We start from the raw sequence: 22,411 nt of genomic DNA, 5'->3' as shown, positions 1-22,411 counted from the left end.
GATGATCGCCCCCGCCGAGCATGGCCCGGTTTTATTATTGATTCTCATTAGGCCCGCACATGCCGAATAAAAATAAGCGATCCTTGAAATACGATCAAAAACCGGCATAAACGCGTATCGGCCTACATAAGCGCCGCCGCTAATCCGCCGTGGCCGACGAAACCGGCATGGCCCTCAGCCCAACAGCGGCCGATGCGTTCGCACGCGTCAGCGCGTTGCGCGTCAAACCTTCCGCCACCGCGCCGAAACCGGCTTGTGGCGGCCGGACAAAAACCGCATCGATCGCCACCGCAACGCCGCAGCAAACGAAGAAAATAAGCAACGCGACCTTGAACGCCAGCAGCCAAGACGAATCGTCGCCGTACATCTGCGCTCCCATGTCTGCCCATCAGCGAACATGATGCGCAGCATTTCGCCGCGAAAAAATGCGGAAACGGGCGAAGCTTGGCTCAGGCATCACCTGAACGCGGCGCGCAACATTCCTGTTACCGTATCGCCCATTACAACGACAGCCCCCACGCCATGCGATTCGATCTGACCGATCTGCGCCTTTTTCTGCATGTCTGCGACGCAGGCAGTATCACGGGCGGCGCCGAGCGCGCGCACATCACGTTGCAATCCGCGAGCGAGCGCATCCGTGGCATGGAAGAAGAACTCGGCGTGCCGCTATTGCAGCGCGCCAAACGCGGCACGCGCGCGACCGATGCCGGCCGCGCGCTCGAACATCACGCACGCGTGGTACTGCAACAGATCGACCACATGCGCGGCGAGCTACAACAATACGGCGGCGGCCTGCGCGGCCACATCCGCCTGCTCTGCAACACCGCGGCGCTCAGCGAGTACCTGCCGGATGCGCTCGCCGAATATCTGCCGCGCCATCCGACACTGTCGGTCAGCGTCGAGGAACGTTCGAGCCAGGAAATCGTGCATGCGATCCGCGGCAAGACAGCCGATTTCGGAATCGTCGCCGATTCGGTCGGAATCGATGGGCTCGAACAAAAGCCGTTTCGCGAGGATTGGCTGATCGCCGTCGCAGCGCTCGATCACCCGCTCGCCGCGCGCGAGCGGGTGACGTTCGCCGAACTCGTCGACACCGACTTCATCGGCATGACCGACGGCAGCGCACTGCAAGTTCATCTCGCCGAGCAAGCGAAGGCGCTGGGCAAACGGATCGATTACCGGGTTCAGTTGAAGAGCTTCGACGCGATCTGCCGGCTGATCGAGCGCGGCGTCGGCATAGGCATCGTGTCGCGGCATGCGGCGCTGCGCGCGCAGCAGACGATGAAAATCCGCCTGATCGAGTTGACCGACGCATGGTCGCATCGGCGGCTGACGATCTGCGCGCGACGCTTCGACGAGCTGCCGAAGTACACGCGCGATTTCATCGCATTCCTGTCGCGCCAGCCGGGCGGCGCGCAGACGGAAGGCGAAAACTGAGCGGCGCAAGCGCAACGGCGGCGGCACACAGTGCGCGCCGCCGCCGACCCGCCGTCAGGCGGTCAAACAGTCAAACAGTCAAACAGCGGACCGATCAGAACTTGTGGCGGATCGCCGCGCGAACCGCGAACTGGTTCCCCGAGGCCGACGGGCCGTCGGTGCCCACCACATAGCCGCCATCCGCGATCGTGCCCGTCTTGTCTCCCGCGACCTTCTGATACGCGCCTTGCAGATAGACGTCGGTACGCTTGGACAGGTTGTAGTCCGCCATCAGGCCAACCGTGTGGTACTTCGGCTTCACGTTGCTCGCGGCGGTGTCGAACTTGCCGTCCGTGTACACGTACTGCGCGCCGATGAAGAGCGCCGGCGTCAGTTGGTATTTGCCGTTGACTTCGAAGTTCTGGAATTTCGTCGCCGTCAGGCCCAGGCCCGCGAACGTCGATGTCGGCAGATAAACGGTCGACACCGGGTTCTTGATGTCAGTCTTCGTATACACGAAACCGACCGTCGCCGGGCCGAACGTGTAGTTGACGCCGCCGCCGAAGATCCGCAAGCGGTCGGCCGTGAAGTTCGCGTCATCGCCCGAAATCGCCCCGGCCGCCGTTTTGCCCGGATTGTTCGCCTGCAGATAAGCCGCCGCGAGTTGCAAGCCGCCAACCGTGTACTGCGCGCCGGCGCTGTACTGGCGGTTGTTCGAGAAGCCCGTGCCGTTGCTGAAGCTGTACGTGCCGCCGAACGACAGGCCGTTCCAATCAGGGCTCGCGTACTTGATCGTATTGTTCACACGGAACGAGTTGTCCGTGTTGTCGTTGTCGAACGGGTGCGAGAACAGCGTGCCGCCCCAGTTGCCGTTCGCGGTCAGCGGTGCAAGGTAGTCGACGACCGAATCGTACTGGCGGCCGAGCGTGAGCGAGCCGAATTGGCTATGCGTCAGGCCCACGAACGCCTGGCGGCCGAACATCCGGCTACCCTGGCCGAGCCGGCCGTTGTTCACATCGAAGCCGTTTTCGAGCGTGAAGATCGCCTTCAAGCCGCCGCCCAGGTCTTCCGAACCGCGCAGCCCCCAGCGGCTGCCCTGCGCATAGCCGCTTGCTAGTTGATAGTTGCTCTTGTTGATCCCGTTGACGTTGACGTTGCTCGTATAGTTGAAGCCCTCGTCGATCACGCCGTACAGCGTCACGCTGCTTTGCGCGAGAACCGGCGCGGCAAAGGCGAGCGAAACCGCTGCGCAAACAACTTGCTTTTTCATTATCGGTATCTCCAAACCTAGTTGCTCAATCGGCTGCCTGGCAATGCAGCCTTGAATAGTGGTCGTCCTGGCACCCGGCGCCGGAGCGCATCTATATTGTGTCAACCTCGACGAATCATTTCGTAGGATTGATACGATGTTCGCAATACTGTCATGCACAAAATACACTGTCCATGTCAGTGCATGGAATTGCTTACCTATGTTGCGTGCGACCAACTAACGCGCCGCCAACACACCGAAATCGGGGCAAGAACGGCATTTTCCGGTGTAAACCCTTAAATGCGGCGATCGATGGCAAAATGTGCAGCTATCGTCCGGATTCCTCGTCGCGCCGCTTTTCGCCATGCCGCCATCGTCCGCCTCTGTTTGCATGCCCTTGTCACGTCGCCGCGTGGTTCACGCGTGCCGCGCCACATGAACGCTGCGGCCGCGCCGTCGCGGCGCTTCGTCGAACTCGATTTCTTTCGCGGCCTCGTGCTGCTTGTCATCGTCGTCGACCATATCGGCGGCAGCATCCTGTCGCGCGTTACGCTGCACGCGTATGCGTTGTGCGATGCCGCCGAGGTGTTCGTGTTTCTCGGCGGTTTCGCAACCGCGATCGCATACAACTCACTCGCCGAGCGCCAAACGGAAGCGGCCGCGCGCCAGCGCTTCATCAAACGTGCGTTTGAAATCTATCGCGCCTTCCTGCTGACCGCTGGCTTGATGCTGTCGATCACCGCGGCGCTCAGCGCATTCGCGATCGACGCGCCGAACATGCCGACCAACGATCTGGACGGGCTGATGAGCGCGCCGCTCGCCGCGCTGCGCGATATCCTGCTGTTGCGGCGCCAACCCTATCTGGCCTCGGTGCTGCCGATGTACGCATTCTTCGCGCTGCTCGTGCCGCTCGCGCTGCCCGTCGCGAGAAGCCGTGCATGGTGGCTGCTGGTTGCGGCGAGCGCCACGCTCTGGCTTGCGGCGCGCAATATCGTCGGCTATCTGCCCACCGCCGAAGATACGCAATGGGATTTCAATCCGTTCGCGTGGCAATTCCTGTTCGTACTTGGCATCGTCGCGCGCTGTCAGCCTGTCTACCGCGTGCTCGCGCGGCGGCCCGCCCGCTCGTACTGCGTGACGGCCATTGCGCTGGCCGTCGTCGCGGCGGGCGCGTATTACCGGTTGCGCATCGAGCCGTTCCCGGCCGACCCGTCGATCAAGCAGAACCTCAGCGCGTGGCGGCTCGCGAACTTCCTGGCGATCGCGTGGCTCGCCGCCAAGCTCGTGCATCTCGGCTGGATGCATCGGGTGGCGCAGGCCATGCCGTGGATCGGCACGATCGGCAGGCAGGGGCTTTTGTGCTTCGTCGCGGGCACCGGCATCTCGTTGCTGGTCGACTCGCTGTTGTACGCGGCTACGCAAGGCTATCTGAACGTGCCGCTCGGCCTCGCCGCGGATGCGGCGGCGCTCGGGCTGCTGTATGCCGTGGCGAAGCTGTATCCGCCGGCGGCCGCACGTATCGCCGCGCAATTCCAGCGAATGCCGCCGGCGCGGCCGCCGCGCACGCCTGAGCCGCAGTGGCCGATCCGCCTGCCGCAGCGCCGGCACAAACGCTGAAAATCCGAGTGACGGCTGTCATCCGACGCTGATAGCCTACGCGCTCGCCATGATAATGACGCCGCCATGCGCCGATTCTTTCCGCCTCTCGTCACGCTGTTCGTCACCACGCTCGCTGCCGTTACGCTCGCCGCCCACGCGGCCCCACCCGCTCCGGCGGCAGCGACCGCCAGCAGCATCGTCGCCCGCTCGTTCCGCTCGCCGGCGCTGCACCGCGACTGGTCTTACCTGGTTTATCTGCCGCCCGGCTACAACCCGGAAGGTGCGCGCTACCCGGTGCTATACCTGCTGCACGGCAACGCCGGCAACGCCTACGACTGGATCATGCAAGGCCGCCTGCAAGTCACCGCCGACGCGCTGATCGAGCGCCGCGAGATTCCCCCTGTCGTGATCGTGATGCCGCAAGGCGGCACCGACTGGTACGTCGATCGCAAGGAGAAGATGCAAAGCGCGTTCCTGGACGATCTGCTGCCGGATGTGGAAGCGCATTATGCGGTGTCGAACCAGCGTGCGGGGCGGGCGATCGGCGGCGTATCGATGGGCGGCTACGGCGCGCTGCGCTTCGCGCTCCTCGAGCCGGAGCGCTTTTGCGGCGCGATGCTGCTCAGCCCGGCGATCTATTCGAACGAGCCGCCCGCCGGATCGGCCGCGCGTTACGTCGGCGTGTTCGGCGATAAACAGTTCGACCCGAAGATCTGGCACGAACTCAACTATCCGGCACTCTGGCACGGCTACTTCGCGCAGCCGCTGCGCCTGCCGATATTCATCGCCGCCGGCGACGACGACCTGTCGATTCAGGCCGAATCGAGTGTGCTCTATACGAACTTGCGGCGCGCGCAAAATCCCGCAGCGCTAAGGATCGTCGGCGGCGCGCATACGTGGGACGTGTGGCGGCGGTTGCTCGGCTCTGCGCTCAAATACACGCTTGAGTGCGTAAAGTAGCGGCGGCAAGCGCCACCCGGCACGCGGCAAGATCCCATGCCGCGCAACCGACGCTCTTGAAAAATACCGGCATTGCCCGATCGTGCGAAACCGGGCGACGCACCGCGTGGCCGGCCGCCGCGCTGGCCAGCGCGGCGCGCTCGCGCAGCGCATCGGCCAGCGAGCGCACACGCGACCACTCGACACCCGCGACGAGCAGATCGCCCGCCTCATGGCGCGCGCCGTCCGGATCGTCGACATAGAGCGTGCTGCCCGCGATCGTGCGCACGCCAACCTCGGCCGCATCGCGCGTAAACGCGCCCACGCCGACGACGAGCCGCCCCGCACGCGCAGGCTCGTCGTAGACCGGCGCGGCACTCGTCGTCGATGTGATGACGACATCCAGCGCATCGGGCAACGCGGCATCGCACGCGAGCGGTTCGAGCCGCGCCGGCGACGCGGTGCGCAGCCTCTCACAGAACGCCGCCGCTTGCGCGGCAGTGCGCGCCTTCACATGCACCCGGGCCGTGGGAAACAGCGCGGCCAGCGCGGCGACATGATGCTCAGCCTGCGTTCCCGTGCCGATCAGCAGCACGTCGCGCGGCGCGGCGGGCAGGAACGTGCGGATCGCGAGCAGCGTGACGGCCGCCGTGCGGCGGCCGGTGACGGTCGGGCCGTCGAGCGCGAGCAGCGGCGTGCCGGCCGACGGATCGACCACGCTGACCTGCCCGTGTATCGTCGACAAGCCGCTGGCGCGATTGCGCGGGCAGACCGTCACGAGTTTGTGAATCGCGAGATCGGATGCCGCCGCGGGCATCGACAACAACAGGCCGCCTTCGTTGAGCGGCACGACGAGCCGCGCCGGACTCGCGATCCGGCCATCGGCGGCGTCGAGCGCCGCTGTCTCCAACGCATCCACCAGTTCGGCGAACGGAGTCAACCGTGCCGTTTGTGCGGCGTCGAATACTGCTGTCGTCATCGCGTCTCCCGTCGTTCGTCAAGCTCAAGCATGTCCGGCCGCCGCCCGGCCGCTTCGCGCGTGCGCGTGCGCGGCGCGCACCCTCGTTCGGCCGAACCTGCCGGTTCATATCGCGCGCGGCGCCCGGCTTCGGCCGCGCGTTTCATATGGTCAATGCTGCAACGCCCATAAAAAACCGTCCAGACTCCGTCATCCAACCGACGAATATTTCATCCGCTTGCCGCCGCACACCGTGTAGTCGTCAGCTAGACTTTTATCGCACGAACGTTCGCGTCCGTGCGCCGCGACGGCTTCACCGCCGCACCGCAAAACCGGAAACGCCGACAATGAAATCAGGGAGATAACATCATGGAGCAGTCGCAACGCGTGACTTCGTTCAACAACGATGGCCTGACTTTCGACGTCATCGATACCGGTCCGCTCGACGGTGAAACCATCGTCCTGCTGCACGGCTGGCCGCAAACCGCGAAATGCTGGAGCAGGGTCAGCGCCACGCTCAACGCCGCAGGTTATCGAACCATCGCGCCGAACCAGCGCGGTTATTCGCCGGGCGCACGGCCGTCGCGCGTCGGCGCCTACCGGATGTCCCGGCTCGTCGGCGACGTCGTCGCGCTGATCGAGCGGCTGGGCGGGGGAGCCGTTCACGTCGTCGGGCACGACTGGGGCGCGGCCGTCGCGTGGGCGCTCGCCAGCAAGCGCCCGGACAAGGTGCGCACGCTGACGACGATATCCGTGCCGCACTCAGGCGCGTTCATGCTGTCGATGCTGACGAGCGATCAATTGCTGCGCTCGTACTACATGGGGCTGTTCCAGTTGCCCAGGCTGCCGGAGTGGTTCATCACGCGCTTTCGAGGGCTGTTCAAGCGGCTGCTGTTCAGCTCCGGCATGACGCCGGCCGACGCGGATGGTGTTTATGCCGATATCTTCGATGCCGGCGCGCTGACGACGTCGCTCAACTGGTATCGTGCGATGGCATTGACACCGCCGGGCGATCTGTCCCGCAAGGTGTGCACGCCCGTACTGCATGTTTTCGGCGCGCGGGATTCGGCGCTGTCGCCACGCGGCGCCGAACTGGCTCGGCGCTTCGTGAATGGGCCCTATCGGCTCGAGATACTACCGAACGCGACGCACTGGATTCCCGAGCAAAACCCCGTGCAGCTTGCGGCGCTGATCCTCGAATCGATCGCGGTGCGCCCGCTCGCGGCCCGGCTCGCCGCCGCCTGAACCGGCCTCCACGCAAACACCACGGCATCGCAAGCGAAGCCCGCGGCGGCCTCAACGCAGCCGGCTGCGCGCCGTCGCCCGAGGCCGTCGCCGCACACGGCCCGTTCGGCGGCGCTCATTCGTCGTCAGGCACGCTCAGGCCGAGCGCATCGATGACCTCGCGCGCATGACGAAACGCCTCGACGGCTGCAGGCGCCCCCGCGTAGAGCGCGCTATGCAGCAACACCTCGCGAATCTCGGCGAGGCTCGCGCCGTTGTTGAGCGCGCCGCGGATATGTCCCTTGAGTTCGTTGCCTCGGCCGAGCGCGGCGAGCATCGCGCACGTGCAAAGGCTGCGCGTCTTCAGATCGATACCGCCGCGCTGCCACGTGCTGCCCCATGCATGCTCGTTGAGCCAGTTTTGCAGCGGCCGGGAAAAGCCGTCGAGATCGCTCATCGCACGCTCGACGAATGCTTCGCCCATCACCTGCGTCCGGCGCGCCTTGCCCTGCTCGCGGTCTGCTTCGCTCATGCTGCTCTCCTGATCCTGATAGTCGGGAAAACCAGCAGTTCAAACGATTTGAAGGATGTGCGCAATAGCATGCATGCCCGCGGCACCGGTTCCGCCGCGGCGCGGGCCGGCTTCCGCGAGGCCGCTTTTCCGTGGTGAACTGTGGCGCCCGGCGCCAAATATGCGCGCACTGCGCCACACTCGATTCGTTGCCGGCCCTGGGCCATTCACGAACGAGCCGCTCCCGAATCGCACGCTGTAAAAACGCGATCGAGCCGCCGGCAAGACCGGCGCGGACAGCTCCAGCCTCGCCCGGCGGCCATGCCAGGCTGACATCGCAGAACACCTTCATTACATCCACTCAATTTATATTGAAACAGAAATTTCATAAAAATATCCCAATGAGATTCAATAGTCGTTGCCGTACCACCCGCACGCCATACCTCTCGGCATGAAAAACCAGCCGGCGCGGACGATCGCCTTGCCGAAAGAGGCACCGCGTTGCCGCAATCGCCAAGGCGATGCGCATCGCGCTTCAAGTTTTTTAACAAAATTGCCGTTAACGGAATCTTGTTGCGGCAGTTGCCGCCGCCTTTCGCTCGTGCGTTCGATGCCGTCGCGGTTTTTGTCGGATTGACGGCCCGCAAGCGCCCCACAAGCCGATTGAACCAAGCCGGCCGCACCTCATCAGGCTATATGAATCAGCTACACGTATACGGAGTTTCGGATGTGCGCGAGGAAATCGCACGCGTCATGCTCAGTTCTGCGAAGAATGACGGCCGCATCGCCTGGGATCGCCAACATGACCGGCCCGACTGGCTGAACGGCCAGATCCTGCTGGGCGGACGCTTCACGTTGGACGAGTTGCGCGCACTCGTCGCGCTATCGGCCGGCAGTGCCGCGCCTATGCCGTATGATCCACTCGGGTAGCGCCGAGCATCGCCTCGCGAACGTCCTGCGCGTGTCTATTCGCGGCGATTCGTGGCGATTCGCGGCTTATCCTCCGGCTCGCCGGATACCGTCGGATGTCCATCGCGAATGGTTGTTACCTGCGGAAACACCTTTCACAGAAAAAGCGCACATAGGTACGCGGAGCGAACTTTGTTTTGCGGTAAAGTTCACTCTTTCACGCGTGGCCGGTCGGCTCGCTTCACACAGGGGCATCGTGCGATGCCGTACCGTGCGCCGCGAGGCGTGCATGTTTGAACGTCATTCGATCCGATCGTTTTGCGCAGCATGGCCAACGAAGCAATCACTACGGACTCTCTTGCCGTCGCAGAGCGTGTGCGCGAGCTCATGACTCGCCACGGCATCGGCAAGCGCCAGCAGACCACCGAGCTTTGCCGCATTCTAGATTTGAGTTTTTCGCAGGGGCATCGCAAATTGCGCGGCAGCAGCCCGTGGACGCTGTCGCAAATCAAGAAAGTCGCCGAAGCATACGGCGAGCCCGCCGCGCAATTATTCGGCGCGCAAGCCCTCGATCCGGGTATGGTCGGCGCATGCGCTCAAGACGCCATGCTGTACTCGGGCATCGCCGAAATTCCATGCACCGCATGGATTGGCGGCCTGCTCGAACCGGGCGCGCGCCCCGAGTTCGTCGCTTACGAACAGCACGGCCGCTGGCGTGTGATGCGTCACACCGGCACGCTCTATCAAAACGCATACGACGTTCACAAAATTGAAATCTATCCGCGCCGCGCGGAGAACGACAAACTGCTCGTCGCGGTGATCGACGCCGACACCATAAGCGCCAGCGAAGTCTGCCGCTATCTCGACGAACAAGGTTTCGTGACCGTGCGCTTCGCGAGCGCGGCCGCGTTCATTGACGCGCTGCAAGGCCAGGCGTTCGACGCGGTCGTCACCGAATGGATGTTCGACAATCGCACCGCGGCCGACGCGATTCAGGCAGTGCGCGCATCGGACAATCCGGGCGCGCCGATTTTCGTATTGACGGGCGACCTGCTGACCGGCCGCGCGAGCGAGGCGGAAATCAGTGAAGTAATCCGTATGTACGACGTTGTCTGCTACGAAAAACCCGCGCGCCTCGCGATTCTGAGCGCCGATTTGGCGAAGCGTTTGTCGCGCTCCTGATCGCGCGCGAACGAGCCGCGCCCGGGATGGCGCAGCGTGACGGCAAACGCGGGCCGCGCCAATTCAGCGAGCGTCCGTTTCGGATGGCGCCGCCGGCGCGGCAGTTTCGATCTGAAAAGCGGCGCGCTCAAAGCAAGTTGAACTCGGCGGCGACGGCATGAGTCGTGCCGCCCGGCTTCGGCTTCGGCTTCGGCTTCGGCTTCGGCTTCGGCTTCGGCTTCGGCTCCCAATCAATCCCGTTTCGAATAACGCCGGCTTCAACAACATCGCGCCTCCCGTTCCGGTCTTCGGGCAGCGTCAAACTCATGGAGCGCCGCCACAAGCGGCTTCACCACCGAACCGCGCCAACCCCCAACAGCGCCAACCCCATCTGGCGGCGGCAGCCAAACGCTCGAACTCATCCGCCACCCCAGCAGGCGGCAAGGGCCTCTCGACCCGCGCCGACCTCGCACCGCATCGCCGCCGATCTTACCGGCCCTAACGGCGTCCGCTGCCGACGGCATCCCTGACCGAAAACGCTGCTCTCGCCCCCAGCGGGCGTGCGCGCGACGTGCGTACAATACGCCGACGCCTTTCGAACGCACGCACTGCCAGGACCGACGATGGCCCGCATCATTCCCGACGACTGGAAACATCTTGCCGCCGCTGGCGCGGCCGAGCGCGAACGCGAAACGCTCGCGATTCTCGAACGGACGCTGCCCGACGCCTACACCATCTATCACGGCGTGCACTGGACGCGCGCCGACCAGAATTTCTCGGTGTTCGGCGAAGCCGATTTCGTGGTCGTGAGCCCCGCCGGCCGCATCATGCTGATCGAGCAGAAAGCAGGCTTTCTGCGCGAGACGCCGAAGGGGCTCGTCAAGGTCTATCTGCAAACCGAGCGCAACGTGTCGATCCAGCTTGCACGCACGCTCGAACATCTGCGCAGGCGGCTCACGGCCGCATTCGGCGCGGGCGCGTATGGCGTCGACGCGCTGCTTTACTGCCCGGACTACACCGTGAAGGAGCCGGCGATCGCAGGGGTCGCGCCCGCGCAGATCGTCGATGCGGCACGCAAGCATTTGCTCGCCGAGCAGATCGTCGCGGCGCTGCCCGCCGACGAACCGCCGTTTCCGGGCGCGGCGAAAATCCATCACTTCCTCGCGGACGAACTGGCGCTGACGCCGGATACGAGCGCGCTCGTCGGCCATGCCGATACGCTCGTCACGCGGCTGTCCGGAGGGCTCGCGACGTGGGCGCGGCGGCTCGCGTTCGAGCCGTTCAGGCTGCGTGTAATCGCCACTGCCGGCTCGGGCAAGACGCAGCTCGCGGTGCAGGCGATGCGCGATGCCGTCGCGGCAGGCCGGCGCGTGCTATATGTGTGCTTCAACCGGCCGCTTGCCGATCACGTCGCGCGCATCGCGCCCGAACACGCGAAAATCGCGAACTACCACCAGCTCTGCGACTGGGTGCTGCGCGACAGCGGCTATGCACCCGATTTCGGCTCACGCGACGCGTTCGCGCAACTGGAGGCGCGCTTTGCGCAAACGCCGATCGCCGAGCGCTGGCGCTTCGACACGTTGATCGTCGACGAAGGACAGGACTTTCAGCCGCCGTGGGCCGCCGCGCTCGAGCGGCTTGTCGCACCCGGTGGCGCGTGGTGGTGGCTCGAAGATCCGCTGCAGAACCTGTACATGCGCGAGAGCGTGCCGCTGCCCGGCTGGGTGACGATCGAGGAAACGACCAACTACCGCAGTCCGCGCGATATCCTCGACTACGTGCGCGAGATCGTCGGCGGCGTCGAACCGCTGGCGGCCAGGCTCGTCTCAGGCAGCCCGTTCGGCGGCTCCGACCTCTCGATTTCCCCATACGATCCGGCGTCCGGCAACGCAGGCGCGCAAGCGTGCATCGACGCGACGAAGCGCGCGATCACGCACGCGCTGTCGCTCGGTTTTCGCAAGCAGGACATCGTGGTGCTGTCGTTCCGCGGCCGAGAAGGCTCGGCGTTCACCGCGCTCGAACAGCTCGGCCCGCATCGCGTGAAGAGCTTCACTGGCCGCTACGATTTGTTCGGCAACCCCGAATATCGTGAAGGCGACGTGATGCTCGATTCGATCTACCGCTTCAAGGGGCAGGCCGCGCCATGCGTGATCCTGACCGAAGTCGATTTCGACGCGTTCGATGCGCGCGCAGCGCGCAAGCTGTTCGTCGGCGCGACGCGCGCGACGATGAAACTGATCATCGTCGCATCGCAACGGGCGGCCCCGTCGATCGCGCCGGCGCCGGCCTGACGCCGCATGCACGCCGGCGGGCCGCGCAAATGAGCGCGCCCGCCGCTCAAGCGGCATTCGGGCCAAGCGCCGCCCGCCGCCCGAGCGCTCAGCTCACACCGCCTCGGCCACGCGGAATACGCCGACCGTGCGGCGCAGCCCGTCGGCCTGCTCCTCCAGCGAGGCCGCCGCGGCCGCCGCCTGCTCGACGAGCGCGGCATTCTGCTGCGACACCTGGTCCATCTGCGACACCGCGCGGTTCACCTGCTCGATACCGTCGCGCTGCTCGTTCGACGCAGCTGCGATCTCGGTCATGATGCCCGTCACGCGCGCGATCGCACGCTGAATTTCCTGCATCGTGTCGCCTGCCGAGCCGACGAGACGCGAGCCCGTCGCGACGCGCTCGACGGATTCGCCGATCAGCGCCTTGATCTCTTTCGCGGCCGACGCCGAGCGCTGCGCGAGCGTGCGCACCTCGCCCGCGACCACCGCGAAACCGCGCCCCTGCTCGCCCGCGCGCGCGGCCTCGACGGCCGCGTTCAGCGCAAGAATGTTCGTCTGGAACGCAATCCCTTCGATCGTGCCGATGATGTCGGCGACCTTCTGCGAGCTTTGATCGATCTCGGTCATCGTGCCGATCACCTCGCCTACCACCGTCGCGCCTTTCGTCGCGATTTCGGTCGCGCTGTCCGCGCAGTGCTGCGCCTCGCGCGCGTTGTCCGCGTTTTGCTTGACCGTTGCGGTGTGCTGCTCCATGCTCGCGGCAGTCTGTTGCAGCGCGGCCGCCTGCTCCTCGGTGCGCTGGGACAGGTCGGTGTTGCCGGCCGCGATCTGGCGCGTTGCAGTGGCGATCGACTCGGAGCCGTCCGTCACCTTGCGTACCGTGTCGGCCAGGCTCTTCTGCATCGTCGTCAGCCCCTTCACGAGTTCGGCCATTTCGTCGTGCGACATCCAGCGCAGTTCGGCTGTCAAGTCGCCGTCCGCCAGGCGGCGCAGGTGCGCGAGGATGCGGGCGAGCGGCTGGGAGATCGCGTAGTGCAGACCGATCGCGCACCCCACGCACGCGGCCAGCCCGCACGCAATGCCGATGCCCATCGCGATGCGCAGCCACGCGTACATCCGCTCGGCCTCGTCGTAGGCGGCTTGGCCGCGCGCCGCGCGCACGTCGTCGAGCGCGGCGGCGGCCTTGACCCATGCGACCGACAGCGGCGGCGTGACCGTCATCGCCAGGCGGTCGGCTTCGTCGTGCCTGCCCGCCTTCAGCGCGTCGAGCATCGGGCGGATCGCGCTATCGATCAGCGCGCGGCGCGCAGTGCCCGCCTGGGCGATCAGCGATTTCTCGCTGTCATTGTCGGGCAGCGCGTCGTAATCACGCCATGCGCGATCGGATGACGCGAGGTACTGCTCGGCCTTCGCGACCGTGGCGGCAACGTCCGGCGCCTCCGGACGCAGAATCGCACGATCGAGCGTGGTGCGTGCGATCGCGAGATTGAGGCTGGCCGCCGACAGCGCGGCTTTGCCGGCGAGCTGCCGCGTGTATGCGTCGTCGAGTGCGTCGTTCGAGCGCTGCATGCCGTAGAAGCCGACGCTGCTCGCAACTGCCAGCAGCACCGCGACGAACCCCAGCGTCGCGAAAATCCGGGTGCGAATTGTAAAACGGGAGAAAAAAGCGTTCATGACCGAAAGATGTCGCGGCGTAGCCGCCTGGTTCGAAGGACAGTCGCGCGTTATTACGGCCCGCCGCGCGAAAACTTGAGCCGGCACGCCGGTGCGTGCCAGGTGCCGCGATCGGCGCCGCGCTTCATCGTGCCGGCCTGCCTTGCCAAACGGCCCCTCCCGCGCCGATCTCCCGCGCCAGCCTCTTGCGCCGCAACCGGCGCACTCACCGCCGCGCCGCGACACTGGTCAACCGGCAGCCGCGCGCCGGCCTTTGTGCGAACAATTTTGAATACGCGCATAGTGACGGCTTGCCCAACCTTGCCTGCCCCTGCCATGACCAGCACTGCCCCCGCGCCCGCCCTGTGCGTCGTCGTGCGCGACGCGGCCGACCCCGATCTCGGCGCCATCCATGCGATCTATGCCCATCACGTGCTAACGGGCGTCGCGTCGCTCGAAGAAACGCCGCCCGCCGTCGACGAACTGCGCGCCCGGCGCGACGCAGTGTTGCGGCACGGCTTGCCGTATCTCGTCGCCGAATTCGACGGACAACTCGCTGGCTATGTGTACGCGACGCCGTACCGGCCGCGTAGCGCGTACCGTTACGCGATCGAGGATTCGATCTACGTCGCCGATGCACATCGCGGCCGCGGCATCGGCCGCGCGCTGCTCGCCGCGTTGATCGCGCGCTGCGAAGCCGGGCCGTGGCGGCAAATGATCGCCGTCATCGCGGACGGCGGCCGCGGCGGCTCGGCCTCGCTGCATCGCGCGCTCGGCTTCGAGCCGGCCGGCACGTTGCGCGCGGTCGGCTTCAAGCACGGCCGCTGGATCGACACCGCGCTGCTGCAGCGCCCGCTTGGCAACGGCGCGCAACACCCGCCGTCAGAAGCTGTTATCGACGTTTCACATTGAGACACATCGCCGCGTTAAAATCGCCGCATGTCGAAATCAAACCCAACCCAATCCGCCGAAGGCGCCGACGAAGCGACGGCGCCGAGCGAATACACGGTCGACGAGCTAGCACGCATGGCCGACACGACGGTGCGCAACGTGCGTGCGTACCAGGATCGCGGCCTGCTCACGCCGCCGCGCAAGCGCGGCCGCGTCGGCATTTATGACGACACGCACGTCGCGCGCCTGAAAGTCATCAATCACTTGCTCGCGCGCGGCTACACGCTGTCGAACATCCAGGATCTGATCAAGGCGATCGACGACGGCCACGATCTGCGCTCGATCCTCGGTCTCGAGAACGCGATAGGCGGCCGCTGGTCGCACGAGCGCCCGCAAAGCTATTCGCTCGCGCAACTGATCCAGATGTTCGGTCCGCAGACGCCCGCTTCGCTCGGGCGCGTCGCCGAATTGGGGCTGCTCGAGCGGCGCGGCCTGTCGTTCATCGCGAAAAGCCCGGCGCTCATCGAAGCCGCGGCGGCGATGGTGCGTGAAGGCATTCCGGCGCGCGAACTGCTCGACGCGATCTCGCTCACACGCCCGTACTTCGATGCCATCGCACGCGTGCTCGTCGAACTCGTCGTGCACCGCCTCGACCGCTACGACGAAGGCTCGCTGCCGCCGCCCACCGACGTGCCGGCGCTCGTCGACGCGATCTGGCGGCTGCGGCCGCTGTCGGCGGTATTCGTCGAAGGGGAGATGAATCGCGCGCTCGAAGCGGCGTCGAGCGACTATCTGGGCGGCAGGGTCGCGACGATACTCGACAAGAAGCTGAGCAACCAAGCCGCGCAGGACACAGCGCTCGCGCTTGGAAAGGCAGCCTCGAAAACGCCGAAGGGCGGGCCGAAAAAGCGCTAGGCGCGCCCGCGCCCACCATAGCGGCCGGCCCGCGCCCCGCCCGCGGGCCACGGCGCGTGCGGTAGGTAATTTCCCGCGCGGCGCCGGGCCGCCAGGCGGCAGCGGAACGATCAGCGGCCTGCTTCGCCTTCCCGCTTCACCCTCTCTCCTAACCCGCCGTTGGCGCGCGCTGTAGCGATCAACCGTCCTTCGCTGCGCTTGACGGATGATTATCCGTCCCTGAAATTGTCTTCCTGCTCATCACGCAGACCTGCGCGCCGCATCCGCCGCCCGCCCGCGCGCGTCAATCCGCTACATGCAAGGAGACAACCTTGTTATCCAACCTGCCCGTGCGCACGCGCGGCCTCTGGCTCGCTGCGGCGCTCGCTGCGCTGCTGTACGGGCTGTCGCTCGGCCATATGCACTACCCCGGCCAGCCTGCCGCCAAAGCGGCGCTCGGCGTGCTGTTGCTCGTCGCGGCGCTCCAGCATTCCGCCGCACGCGAGCGCGGCTGGCTCGTCGCGGCGCTCGGCGCGTCGGTGCTAGGCGATGTGCTGCTCGCGCTCCCGCAGTGGCCGCCGTCGTTCGTCGCCGGCCTCGGCGCATTCCTGCTCGCCCATCTCGCATACTGCGCATTGTTCGCGCCGTGGCGAGCCGCGCCACGCGGGCCGCGGGCGGCCGCGCTCGTGGCGCTGTGGGTCGCGGCGCCCGGGTTGTACGCCGCGTTCTTTCCGCGTCTGGCCGTGCTCGCGGCCCCGGTCGCCGTCTATATCGCGGCGCTCGGCGTGATGGCGAGCCTCGCGCTATGCGCGCGCACGCCCGGCCCGCAGATCGCCGCCGGCGCGCTCGCGTTCGTCGGCTCCGATGCGATGATCGGCATCGAGCGTTTTCTTCCCGCCTTCGCATTCGCCGGTATCGACGGCTGGATCTGGTTTCTCTATGCGGCCGCGCAACTGGCCATCACGTTCGGCGTATTGCGGCGGCGCACATCGAATTAATGGGGCCGCCAATCAAACCCTTATCCACACGAATAACCGCTGATATGGCGGCGCGATAAACGCGCGCGAGCACCTAGAGTCTCCGGTCTATCCGCCTTGCGGATCAGACTTGCATGGCTTATTGTGACATCATTTAATGTCACATTTAAAAGTGAGCCAATAGGAGACGCTTGGATGAACGCGCGCAGCAAGTTGCCCCTCGTTCCGCTCGATAGCGCGAACGTGGAAGAAACCGTGGACATCGCAATCATCGGCACCGGTTTCTCCGGGCTCGGGATGGCGATCCGCCTCCGGCAAACCGGCCATGAGGATTTCGCGGTATTCGAAAAAGCGGATTCGGTCGGCGGCACTTGGCGCGACAACCATTACCCCGGTTGCGCATGTGACGTTCAATCGCACGTCTATTCGTTTTCGTTCGCCCCCAACCCGAATTGGACGCGGATGTTCGCCCCGCAGCCGGAAATTCGCGCATATCTCGAAGACTGTGCGCAGCGCTTTGGCGTGTATCCGCATCTGCGTTTCGATCACGAGCTTGTCAACGCAACCTACGACGAGGCCGCGCGCCGCTGGCGCCTCGCGTTCGCCAACGGCAGGCGCGTGGTCGCGCGCGTGCTGGTCTCGGGCATGGGCGGCCTGTCGCGCGCGGCATTGCCGGACATTCCCGGTATCGAATGTTTCAACGGCGAAGCGTTCCACTCGCAGCACTGGAATCACGACTACCCGCTCGAAGGCAAGCGCGTCGCGGTGATCGGCACCGGCGCGAGCGCGATTCAGTTCGTGCCGCAGATCGCGCCGCGCGTCGCACGGCTGTCGCTGTTTCAGCGCACGCCGCCGTGGATCATGCCCAAGCCCGATCGCCCGATCAATGGCTTCGAGCAATGGCTGTTCCGCAATCTGCCGTTCACGCAAAAGCTGCTGCGCGGCGGCCTGTACTGGATGCTTGAATCGCGCGTGCTCGGTTTCGCCGTTCACCCGTCGACGATGAAACTGGTGCAGAAACTCGCGCTGCGCCATCTGCACCGCCAGATCTCCGAGCCAGAGCTGCGCGCGGCCGTCACGCCCGATTACACGATCGGCTGCAAGCGCATCCTGCTTTCGAACGACTACTACCCGGCGCTCACGCGCAAGAATGTCGATGTCGTCACGACCGGCATCGAGCGGATCGAAGAAGATGCGGTCGTCACGAAGGACGGCAAGCGCCATGAGGTCGACTGCCTGATCTACGGCACCGGCTTCCAGATCAACAATCCGTTCCCGCGCGGCACGATCGTCGGGCGCGACGGCGTCGACGTGGTCGACGCGTGGCGTGACGGGCTGCACGCCTACCTCGGCGCAACCGTTCCCGGCTATCCGAACTGGTTCATCCTGATGGGCCCGAACACCGGCCTCGGCCACAACTCGATGGTGTACATGATCGAGTCGCAGATCGAATACGTGCTCGGCGCGCTGAAGTCGATGCGCACCGAGCGTGTCGAGGCGATCGACGTGCGCCCGATCGTCGAGCACGACTACAACGACCGGATCCAGACCAAGCTCAAAGGCGCGGTATGGTCAACGGGCGGCTGCAACAGTTGGTATCTCGACCCGAAAACCGGCAGAAACACCACGCTGTGGCCCGATTTCACCTGGCGCTTCCGGCAAGAGACGGAATGCTTCTCGATGTCGGCCTACCAGCCGTATTACTACGAATCCAAGCCCCGCGACGCGCAGCGCGCGGCGGCGGCCCACGCTCCCGCGCCGGCCGCCGCCGCGCCAGCCCCCGCCGAAGCCTGAACCGCACGAGGTCATCGAACATGAAGAGTTTCACCAACAAAGTCGCGGCGATCACGGGCGCAGGCTCGGGCATGGGCCGCTCGCTCGCCGTGCAGCTCGCGCTGGACGGCTGCAACGTCGCGCTGGCGGACAAGAACGAAACCGGTCTCGCCGAGACCGAACGGATCGTGCGTGCGCTCGCGCCTTCAATCCAGGTCACCACCCGCGCGCTCGACGTGGGCGATCGCGCCGCGATGCACGCATGGGCCGACGAGACTGCCGCGGCGCACGGCCGCGTGAATCTCATCTTCAACAATGCGGGCGTCGCGCTGTCGAGCACGATCGACGGCATGGAATACAGCGATCTCGAATGGATCGTCAACATCAACTTCTGGGGCGTCGTCCATGGCACGAAGGCGTTCCTGCCGCACCTGAAGGCGTCCGGCGACGGCCATATCGTCAATACGTCGAGCATTTTCGGGATCTTCGCGCAGCCGGGCATGAGCGGCTACAACGCGACGAAATATGCGGTGCGCGGCTTCACCGAATCGCTGCGCCAGGAACTCGATCTGATGAAGTGCGGCGTGTCGGCGACTTGCGTGCATCCGGGCGGCATCCGCACCAATATCGCGCAATCGGCGCGGCTTGCGAAGAACATGATCGGCTTCATCGTCGAGAGCGAGCAGCAGGGCAAGGCGGATTTCGAGAAGTTCTTCATCACCACCGCCGACGAAGCCGCGCGCGTGATCCTCGACGGTGTGCGCAAGAACAAGCGCCGCGTGCTGATCGGCCGCGACGCGCACGGCGCGGACTGGCTCGCGCGCACGCTGCCCAGCGCGTATCAATCGCTCGTCGTACTCGCGACCAAACTGCAACGCTCGCGCGCGCGCCGTGCATCGGGCCGCACGCCGCCCGCGCCGGCTCCGGTGCATGCCACCTATGACAACGCAGCCAACCAAGGAGGCGAACAATCATGACCCATCCTCATCTGCTGCCGGTGCGGCGCGACATCCGTTTCGCGCTGCCCGCCGATCGGGCGCAGGACTGGCACGTCCAGGGCGCGCCCGTCACGCATTTCATGAACGCGCTGTCGCTGCTGTTTCCGGCGGGCGAGCGCTTCTTCATGGATTCGGTGCGCAACTACCGCGACCAGATTCAAGATCCCGAGCTGAAGAAGCAGGTCGCGGGCTTCATCGGCCAGGAAGCCATGCATACGCGCGAGCACATCGAATACAACGATCTGCTCGAAGCGGCGGGCCTGCCCGCGCATAAGCTGGACAAGCGCCTGTGGACGTTCCTGGGCTGGGGCAAGAAGGTGCTGCCGCACTCGGTCCAGCTCGCGATCACGATCGCGCTCGAGCATTACACGGCGATGTTCGCGAATCAGTTGCTGGCCCACCCGTCACGCTGGATCGAAGGATCGGTTCAGGGCTATACGCAAATGTGGCTGTGGCACGCGACGGAGGAAACCGAGCACAAATCGGTGTCCTACGACGTCTGGAACGCGGTGATGCCGTCCGGCGTGAAAACCTATCTGCTGCGCACCGGCACGATGCTCGTCACGACCGTGATCTTCTGGACGGTGATCTTCGATTTCCACGTCCGGCTGATGCTTGCGCATCGGTTGCGCCACGGCAAGCTCAAAGGCATGTGGCGGCTCTTCAAGTTTCTGTACAGCCCGACGAAGGGCCTGTTCGCCAGCATCGCGCTCGAATGGCTCGATTATTTCCGCCCGGGCTTCCATCCATGGGATCACGACAACCGCCATCTGTTGAAGAACGTCGATACGCTGCTCGCGAACATCGACGCCGCCAACGAGCGTTATGCCGATCAGGCCGCGCCGCGCCGCGTGCCGCTGCATCCGGCGCCCGCCGCGGCGCAGTCTTGAGCGCAACCGCGAGCGCCGCCCGCGACACGCGCGGGCGGTCCGCTGCGGCAACGAAGCGCTCGCGGCCCGCGTAAGCGCGCCGCGCGCCCGTGGTTCTCGTAGATGATCGTCCGGATTCGGCGCACGTCTGGAGAATCGTGCGGGCGAGCCTCTGCGCAAGCGCGCCTGAGCAATCGCAAGCGATATACGCGGCGCACGTGCCGGATGCGCGGCCGCGCTACGCCCGCCAAGGGCCACCACGCCTCGCGCGGATCAAGTCACACCGCCGCCGCAGCTGCCAGCCGCTGGCCGCTCGTCGGCCGCGGCCGGGCCTGCTCCAAGGCTCGGCCGCCCGCCGGGCCGTTACGCCGCCGGTCACCGGCCGGCTCAGGCGGCCGCCATCCCCGCATCGGTGCGCGCGACCGCGCGCGCATAAAGTGCCGGCGCGTCGAATCCAGCCAGATCGAGTCCGAACCGCTCACGCAAGCAGCCCGTCCATGCATCGAAATCCGGCAGCCGGGACGTCTGCGCGTCCCCGCGCAATCCGCGCAGCGTCAGCATGTCGTTGAACAGATTCGCGCGCGAATCGGGCATCACACGGCACACCACCAGATCGCGCGTAAAAACCGATTCGGGATGCGTCGACGTAAACCAATTCGCCACCTCACAGTCGATCCACTCGACGGGACTGAGCGCGAAACGGTACAGCGGCTTCCAGCCGGACGGCGTCTCGCATTCGAGATCGAGTTCACCCGCCGCCGGCGCATCGGTCACGCGAAATCGACCATGCGGCGTCGATTGCGCCTGATTGAGCGACACGCGCAGCGGCGCCGTCAGCGTGACCGAGCCGAAACCGACGTCCGCGAGCCACGTCGCGCCGTCCAGTTCGACGCGCAGCAGCATGTGCGTGCGGGGTGGCGGCGGCAGTTCGGGCGCCCGCTGCCAGTAAACGCGTGCGATCAGCGGCTTCACGCGAAAGCCGAGTTGCGTGAGCACCGCGTGGAACAGCTTGTTCTGCTCGAAGCAATAGCCGCCGCGCCGCCGCTCGATCAGCTTGCCGCACACCGAATCGAGATCGAGCGCGACGCGCCCGCCCGCATACGGATTGAGGTTCTCGAACGGAATCGCCAGCGGATGGTGCAATTGCAATTGACGCAGCACGTCGAGCGTCGGCTCGGCGGGGCCGCGATAGCCGATACGGGCGAAATAACGGGAAAGATCGACAGTGTTGCGCATCGGGCCGCTCGCAGAGGACGAAACGCCTCACCATAGCACTCTGCGAATAACCCCGCGCGACAGGGGGCAAGCGGGCCGCCGCCCCGCGCGCACCACGGGCGGCCCGCCGCGAAGGGCTCGGCGGGCGCCTATGAGCGCGGCTGAAGCGGCATTACGGTAGCAGCTTGAGCGCCGACGACGCGACGTCCGGCACCGGAATGCCGTGGCTCGTCGCATACCGCACGGCGGCGCCAAGCGTACTGCCGATCGACTGAAGTTGACCCGGCGCGCTCTGAGCGATGTACGACGCGGCCTTCAGATTGTTCGGATCGAGCCCCGCCTGCAGCAGCGAAGCGGGATTCTCCCCGCTCAGCCCGCCGAGGCCCGATTGCAGGTGCGAATACTGCGTCAGGCCTTCGCCAAGCGACGTGAGGCCACGGGTAAACGCAGCTTTGTCGACACTGGCCCCCGCCGCGCCGCTTGCGCCGCGCGACGCGAAAGCCTGCGTCAGCGCCTGTCCGACCGATTGCTGCGCGCCGCCCACCCGCGACAGCGCGCTCGGCGTCAATGCTGACGCGCCGCCCTGGGTCAACAAACCTGCCGCCTGCTGCGCCTGCCCGGCCGCGCCGCTGAGCCCCATCGCCGACGCAAGGCTCGCTTGCCCGGCAAGCACCTGCTGGTTCGCGCCGGCATACGATTGCAGCAATTGCGACACGCCCGTCGAGCCCGCCTGCTGTTGCGACGCGCCAGCGCCACCCAGCAGCGACGAGCCGAGATTCTGCAAATCGAGTTGCGCGAACGCGCCGTTGCCCGCCAGCAGCATTGCGCCCGCGCAACCGGCAAGCGCCGCGCGCTTTGCCAAACGGTGAATCGTCTTCATTCGAATCTCCCTATGAATCGAG

General features: G+C 65.7%; 22 protein-coding genes. 14 read left to right on the top strand and 8 right to left on the bottom strand.

The window, feature by feature from the left end; all coding sequences use genetic code 11:
- Positions 1-149 precede the first annotated feature (149 nt).
- Both WS68_RS28020 and WS68_RS23220 read left to right on the top strand, forming a co-directional pair.
- Complete coding sequence (locus WS68_RS28020) at positions 150-401, top strand: hypothetical protein (protein WP_156429630.1); 252 nt, start codon at positions 150-152, stop codon at positions 399-401.
- A 121-nt stretch (positions 402-522) separates the two neighbouring features.
- Positions 523-1,437 carry a LysR substrate-binding domain-containing protein gene (locus tag WS68_RS23220; RefSeq protein WP_059572986.1) on the top strand — a complete coding sequence of 305 codons (915 nt, stop codon included), beginning with the start codon at positions 523-525 and terminating at the stop codon, positions 1,435-1,437.
- Positions 1,438-1,531: 94 nt separating this feature from the next.
- Here the strand turns inward: WS68_RS23220 and WS68_RS23215 are convergent, their stop codons facing one another.
- Positions 1,532-2,686: a porin gene (locus WS68_RS23215; RefSeq protein WP_059572985.1), complete on the bottom strand. Its 1,155-nt coding sequence runs from the start codon at positions 2,684-2,686 to the stop codon at positions 1,532-1,534.
- A 414-nt stretch (positions 2,687-3,100) separates the two neighbouring features.
- Here WS68_RS23215 and WS68_RS23210 point away from each other — a divergent pair, with 414 nt between their 5' ends.
- Both WS68_RS23210 and WS68_RS23205 read left to right on the top strand, forming a co-directional pair.
- Positions 3,101-4,282 (top strand): OpgC domain-containing protein, encoded by a 1,182-nt coding sequence (locus WS68_RS23210; RefSeq protein WP_059572984.1) that lies wholly within the window; start codon positions 3,101-3,103, stop codon positions 4,280-4,282.
- Positions 4,283-4,348: 66 nt separating this feature from the next.
- Positions 4,349-5,224 carry an alpha/beta hydrolase gene (locus WS68_RS23205; protein WP_059572983.1) on the top strand — a complete coding sequence of 292 codons (876 nt, stop codon included), beginning with the start codon at positions 4,349-4,351 and terminating at the stop codon, positions 5,222-5,224.
- Here the strand turns inward: WS68_RS23205 and WS68_RS23200 are convergent.
- Positions 5,196-6,182, bottom strand: a complete 987-nt coding sequence (locus tag WS68_RS23200; protein WP_059572982.1) for a delta(1)-pyrroline-2-carboxylate reductase family protein — start codon at positions 6,180-6,182, stop codon at positions 5,196-5,198. The genes WS68_RS23205 and WS68_RS23200 overlap by 29 nt on opposite strands.
- A 348-nt stretch (positions 6,183-6,530) precedes the next feature.
- Here WS68_RS23200 and WS68_RS23195 point away from each other — a divergent pair, with 348 nt between their 5' ends.
- A complete protein-coding gene (locus tag WS68_RS23195) occupies positions 6,531-7,406 on the top strand; it encodes an alpha/beta fold hydrolase (protein ID WP_059572981.1) in 876 nt (291 codons plus the stop codon).
- A 115-nt stretch (positions 7,407-7,521) separates the two neighbouring features.
- Here WS68_RS23195 and WS68_RS23190 read toward each other — a convergent pair whose 3' ends face one another.
- Positions 7,522-7,917 carry a carboxymuconolactone decarboxylase family protein gene (locus tag WS68_RS23190; RefSeq protein WP_059514437.1) on the bottom strand — a complete coding sequence of 132 codons (396 nt, stop codon included), beginning with the start codon at positions 7,915-7,917 and terminating at the stop codon, positions 7,522-7,524.
- A gap of 387 nt (positions 7,918-8,304) precedes the next feature.
- On the bottom strand, positions 8,305-8,568 hold the full coding sequence (locus WS68_RS28015) for a hypothetical protein (RefSeq protein WP_156429629.1): 264 nt from the start codon (positions 8,566-8,568) through the stop codon (positions 8,305-8,307).
- 81 nt (positions 8,569-8,649) lie between these two features.
- Between WS68_RS28015 and WS68_RS28535 the strand changes: the two genes are divergently transcribed.
- Both WS68_RS28535 and WS68_RS23180 read left to right on the top strand, forming a co-directional pair.
- Positions 8,650-8,826 carry a hypothetical protein gene (locus tag WS68_RS28535; protein WP_231753089.1) on the top strand — a complete coding sequence of 59 codons (177 nt, stop codon included), beginning with the start codon at positions 8,650-8,652 and terminating at the stop codon, positions 8,824-8,826.
- A gap of 306 nt (positions 8,827-9,132) precedes the next feature.
- Positions 9,133-9,987, top strand: a complete 855-nt coding sequence (locus WS68_RS23180; RefSeq protein ID WP_059572979.1) for a helix-turn-helix domain-containing protein — start codon at positions 9,133-9,135, stop codon at positions 9,985-9,987.
- A 127-nt stretch (positions 9,988-10,114) separates the two neighbouring features.
- Here the strand turns inward: WS68_RS23180 and WS68_RS28010 are convergent, their stop codons facing one another.
- The gene (locus tag WS68_RS28010; RefSeq protein ID WP_156429628.1) at positions 10,115-10,294 is read right to left on the bottom strand and encodes a hypothetical protein; all 180 of its coding nucleotides are present in this window, start codon (positions 10,292-10,294) and stop codon (positions 10,115-10,117) included.
- 295 nt (positions 10,295-10,589) lie between these two features.
- On the opposite strand from WS68_RS28010, the gene WS68_RS23170 reads away from it, so the two are divergent.
- Positions 10,590-12,257 (top strand): ATP-binding domain-containing protein, encoded by a 1,668-nt coding sequence (locus WS68_RS23170; RefSeq protein WP_059572977.1) that lies wholly within the window; start codon positions 10,590-10,592, stop codon positions 12,255-12,257.
- Between the two features lie 93 nt (positions 12,258-12,350).
- Here the strand turns inward: WS68_RS23170 and WS68_RS23165 are convergent, their stop codons facing one another.
- Positions 12,351-13,913, bottom strand: coding sequence for a methyl-accepting chemotaxis protein (locus WS68_RS23165; RefSeq protein WP_059572976.1), 1,563 nt, complete (start codon positions 13,911-13,913; stop codon positions 12,351-12,353).
- A 315-nt stretch (positions 13,914-14,228) separates the two neighbouring features.
- Here WS68_RS23165 and WS68_RS23155 point away from each other — a divergent pair, with 315 nt between their 5' ends.
- From WS68_RS23155 to WS68_RS23130, 6 genes are all read left to right on the top strand, one after another.
- Positions 14,229-14,804 carry a GNAT family N-acetyltransferase gene (locus WS68_RS23155; RefSeq protein ID WP_059572974.1) on the top strand — a complete coding sequence of 192 codons (576 nt, stop codon included), beginning with the start codon at positions 14,229-14,231 and terminating at the stop codon, positions 14,802-14,804.
- A gap of 27 nt (positions 14,805-14,831) precedes the next feature.
- On the top strand, positions 14,832-15,698 hold the full coding sequence (locus WS68_RS23150) for a MerR family transcriptional regulator (RefSeq protein ID WP_059572973.1): 867 nt from the start codon (positions 14,832-14,834) through the stop codon (positions 15,696-15,698).
- A gap of 311 nt (positions 15,699-16,009) precedes the next feature.
- A complete protein-coding gene (locus WS68_RS23145) occupies positions 16,010-16,675 on the top strand; it encodes a lysoplasmalogenase (RefSeq protein ID WP_059572972.1) in 666 nt (221 codons plus the stop codon).
- A gap of 174 nt (positions 16,676-16,849) precedes the next feature.
- Complete coding sequence (locus tag WS68_RS23140; protein WP_059572971.1) at positions 16,850-18,448, top strand: flavin-containing monooxygenase; 1,599 nt, start codon at positions 16,850-16,852, stop codon at positions 18,446-18,448.
- A gap of 20 nt (positions 18,449-18,468) precedes the next feature.
- Complete coding sequence (locus tag WS68_RS23135) at positions 18,469-19,404, top strand: SDR family NAD(P)-dependent oxidoreductase (protein WP_059572970.1); 936 nt, start codon at positions 18,469-18,471, stop codon at positions 19,402-19,404.
- A complete protein-coding gene (locus WS68_RS23130) occupies positions 19,401-20,315 on the top strand; it encodes a metal-dependent hydrolase (RefSeq protein WP_059572969.1) in 915 nt (304 codons plus the stop codon). Before WS68_RS23135 ends, WS68_RS23130 begins: the two co-directional genes overlap by 4 nt.
- Positions 20,316-20,681: 366 nt before the next feature.
- On the opposite strand, the gene WS68_RS23125 is transcribed toward WS68_RS23130, so the two are convergent.
- On the bottom strand, positions 20,682-21,530 hold the full coding sequence (locus WS68_RS23125) for an arylamine N-acetyltransferase family protein (RefSeq protein WP_059572968.1): 849 nt from the start codon (positions 21,528-21,530) through the stop codon (positions 20,682-20,684).
- 151 nt (positions 21,531-21,681) lie between these two features.
- Entirely contained in the window at positions 21,682-22,389 is a 708-nt protein-coding gene (locus tag WS68_RS23120; protein ID WP_059572967.1) for a hypothetical protein, read from the bottom strand.
- Positions 22,390-22,411: the final 22 nt, after the last annotated feature.

The sequence above is a fragment of the Burkholderia sp. TSV86 genome, from assembly GCF_001522865.1.
GTDB lineage: Bacteria > Pseudomonadota > Gammaproteobacteria > Burkholderiales > Burkholderiaceae > Burkholderia.
Note: the sequence above shows the minus strand (reverse complement) of the source record. Positions and strands in the feature narration are given on the sequence as shown.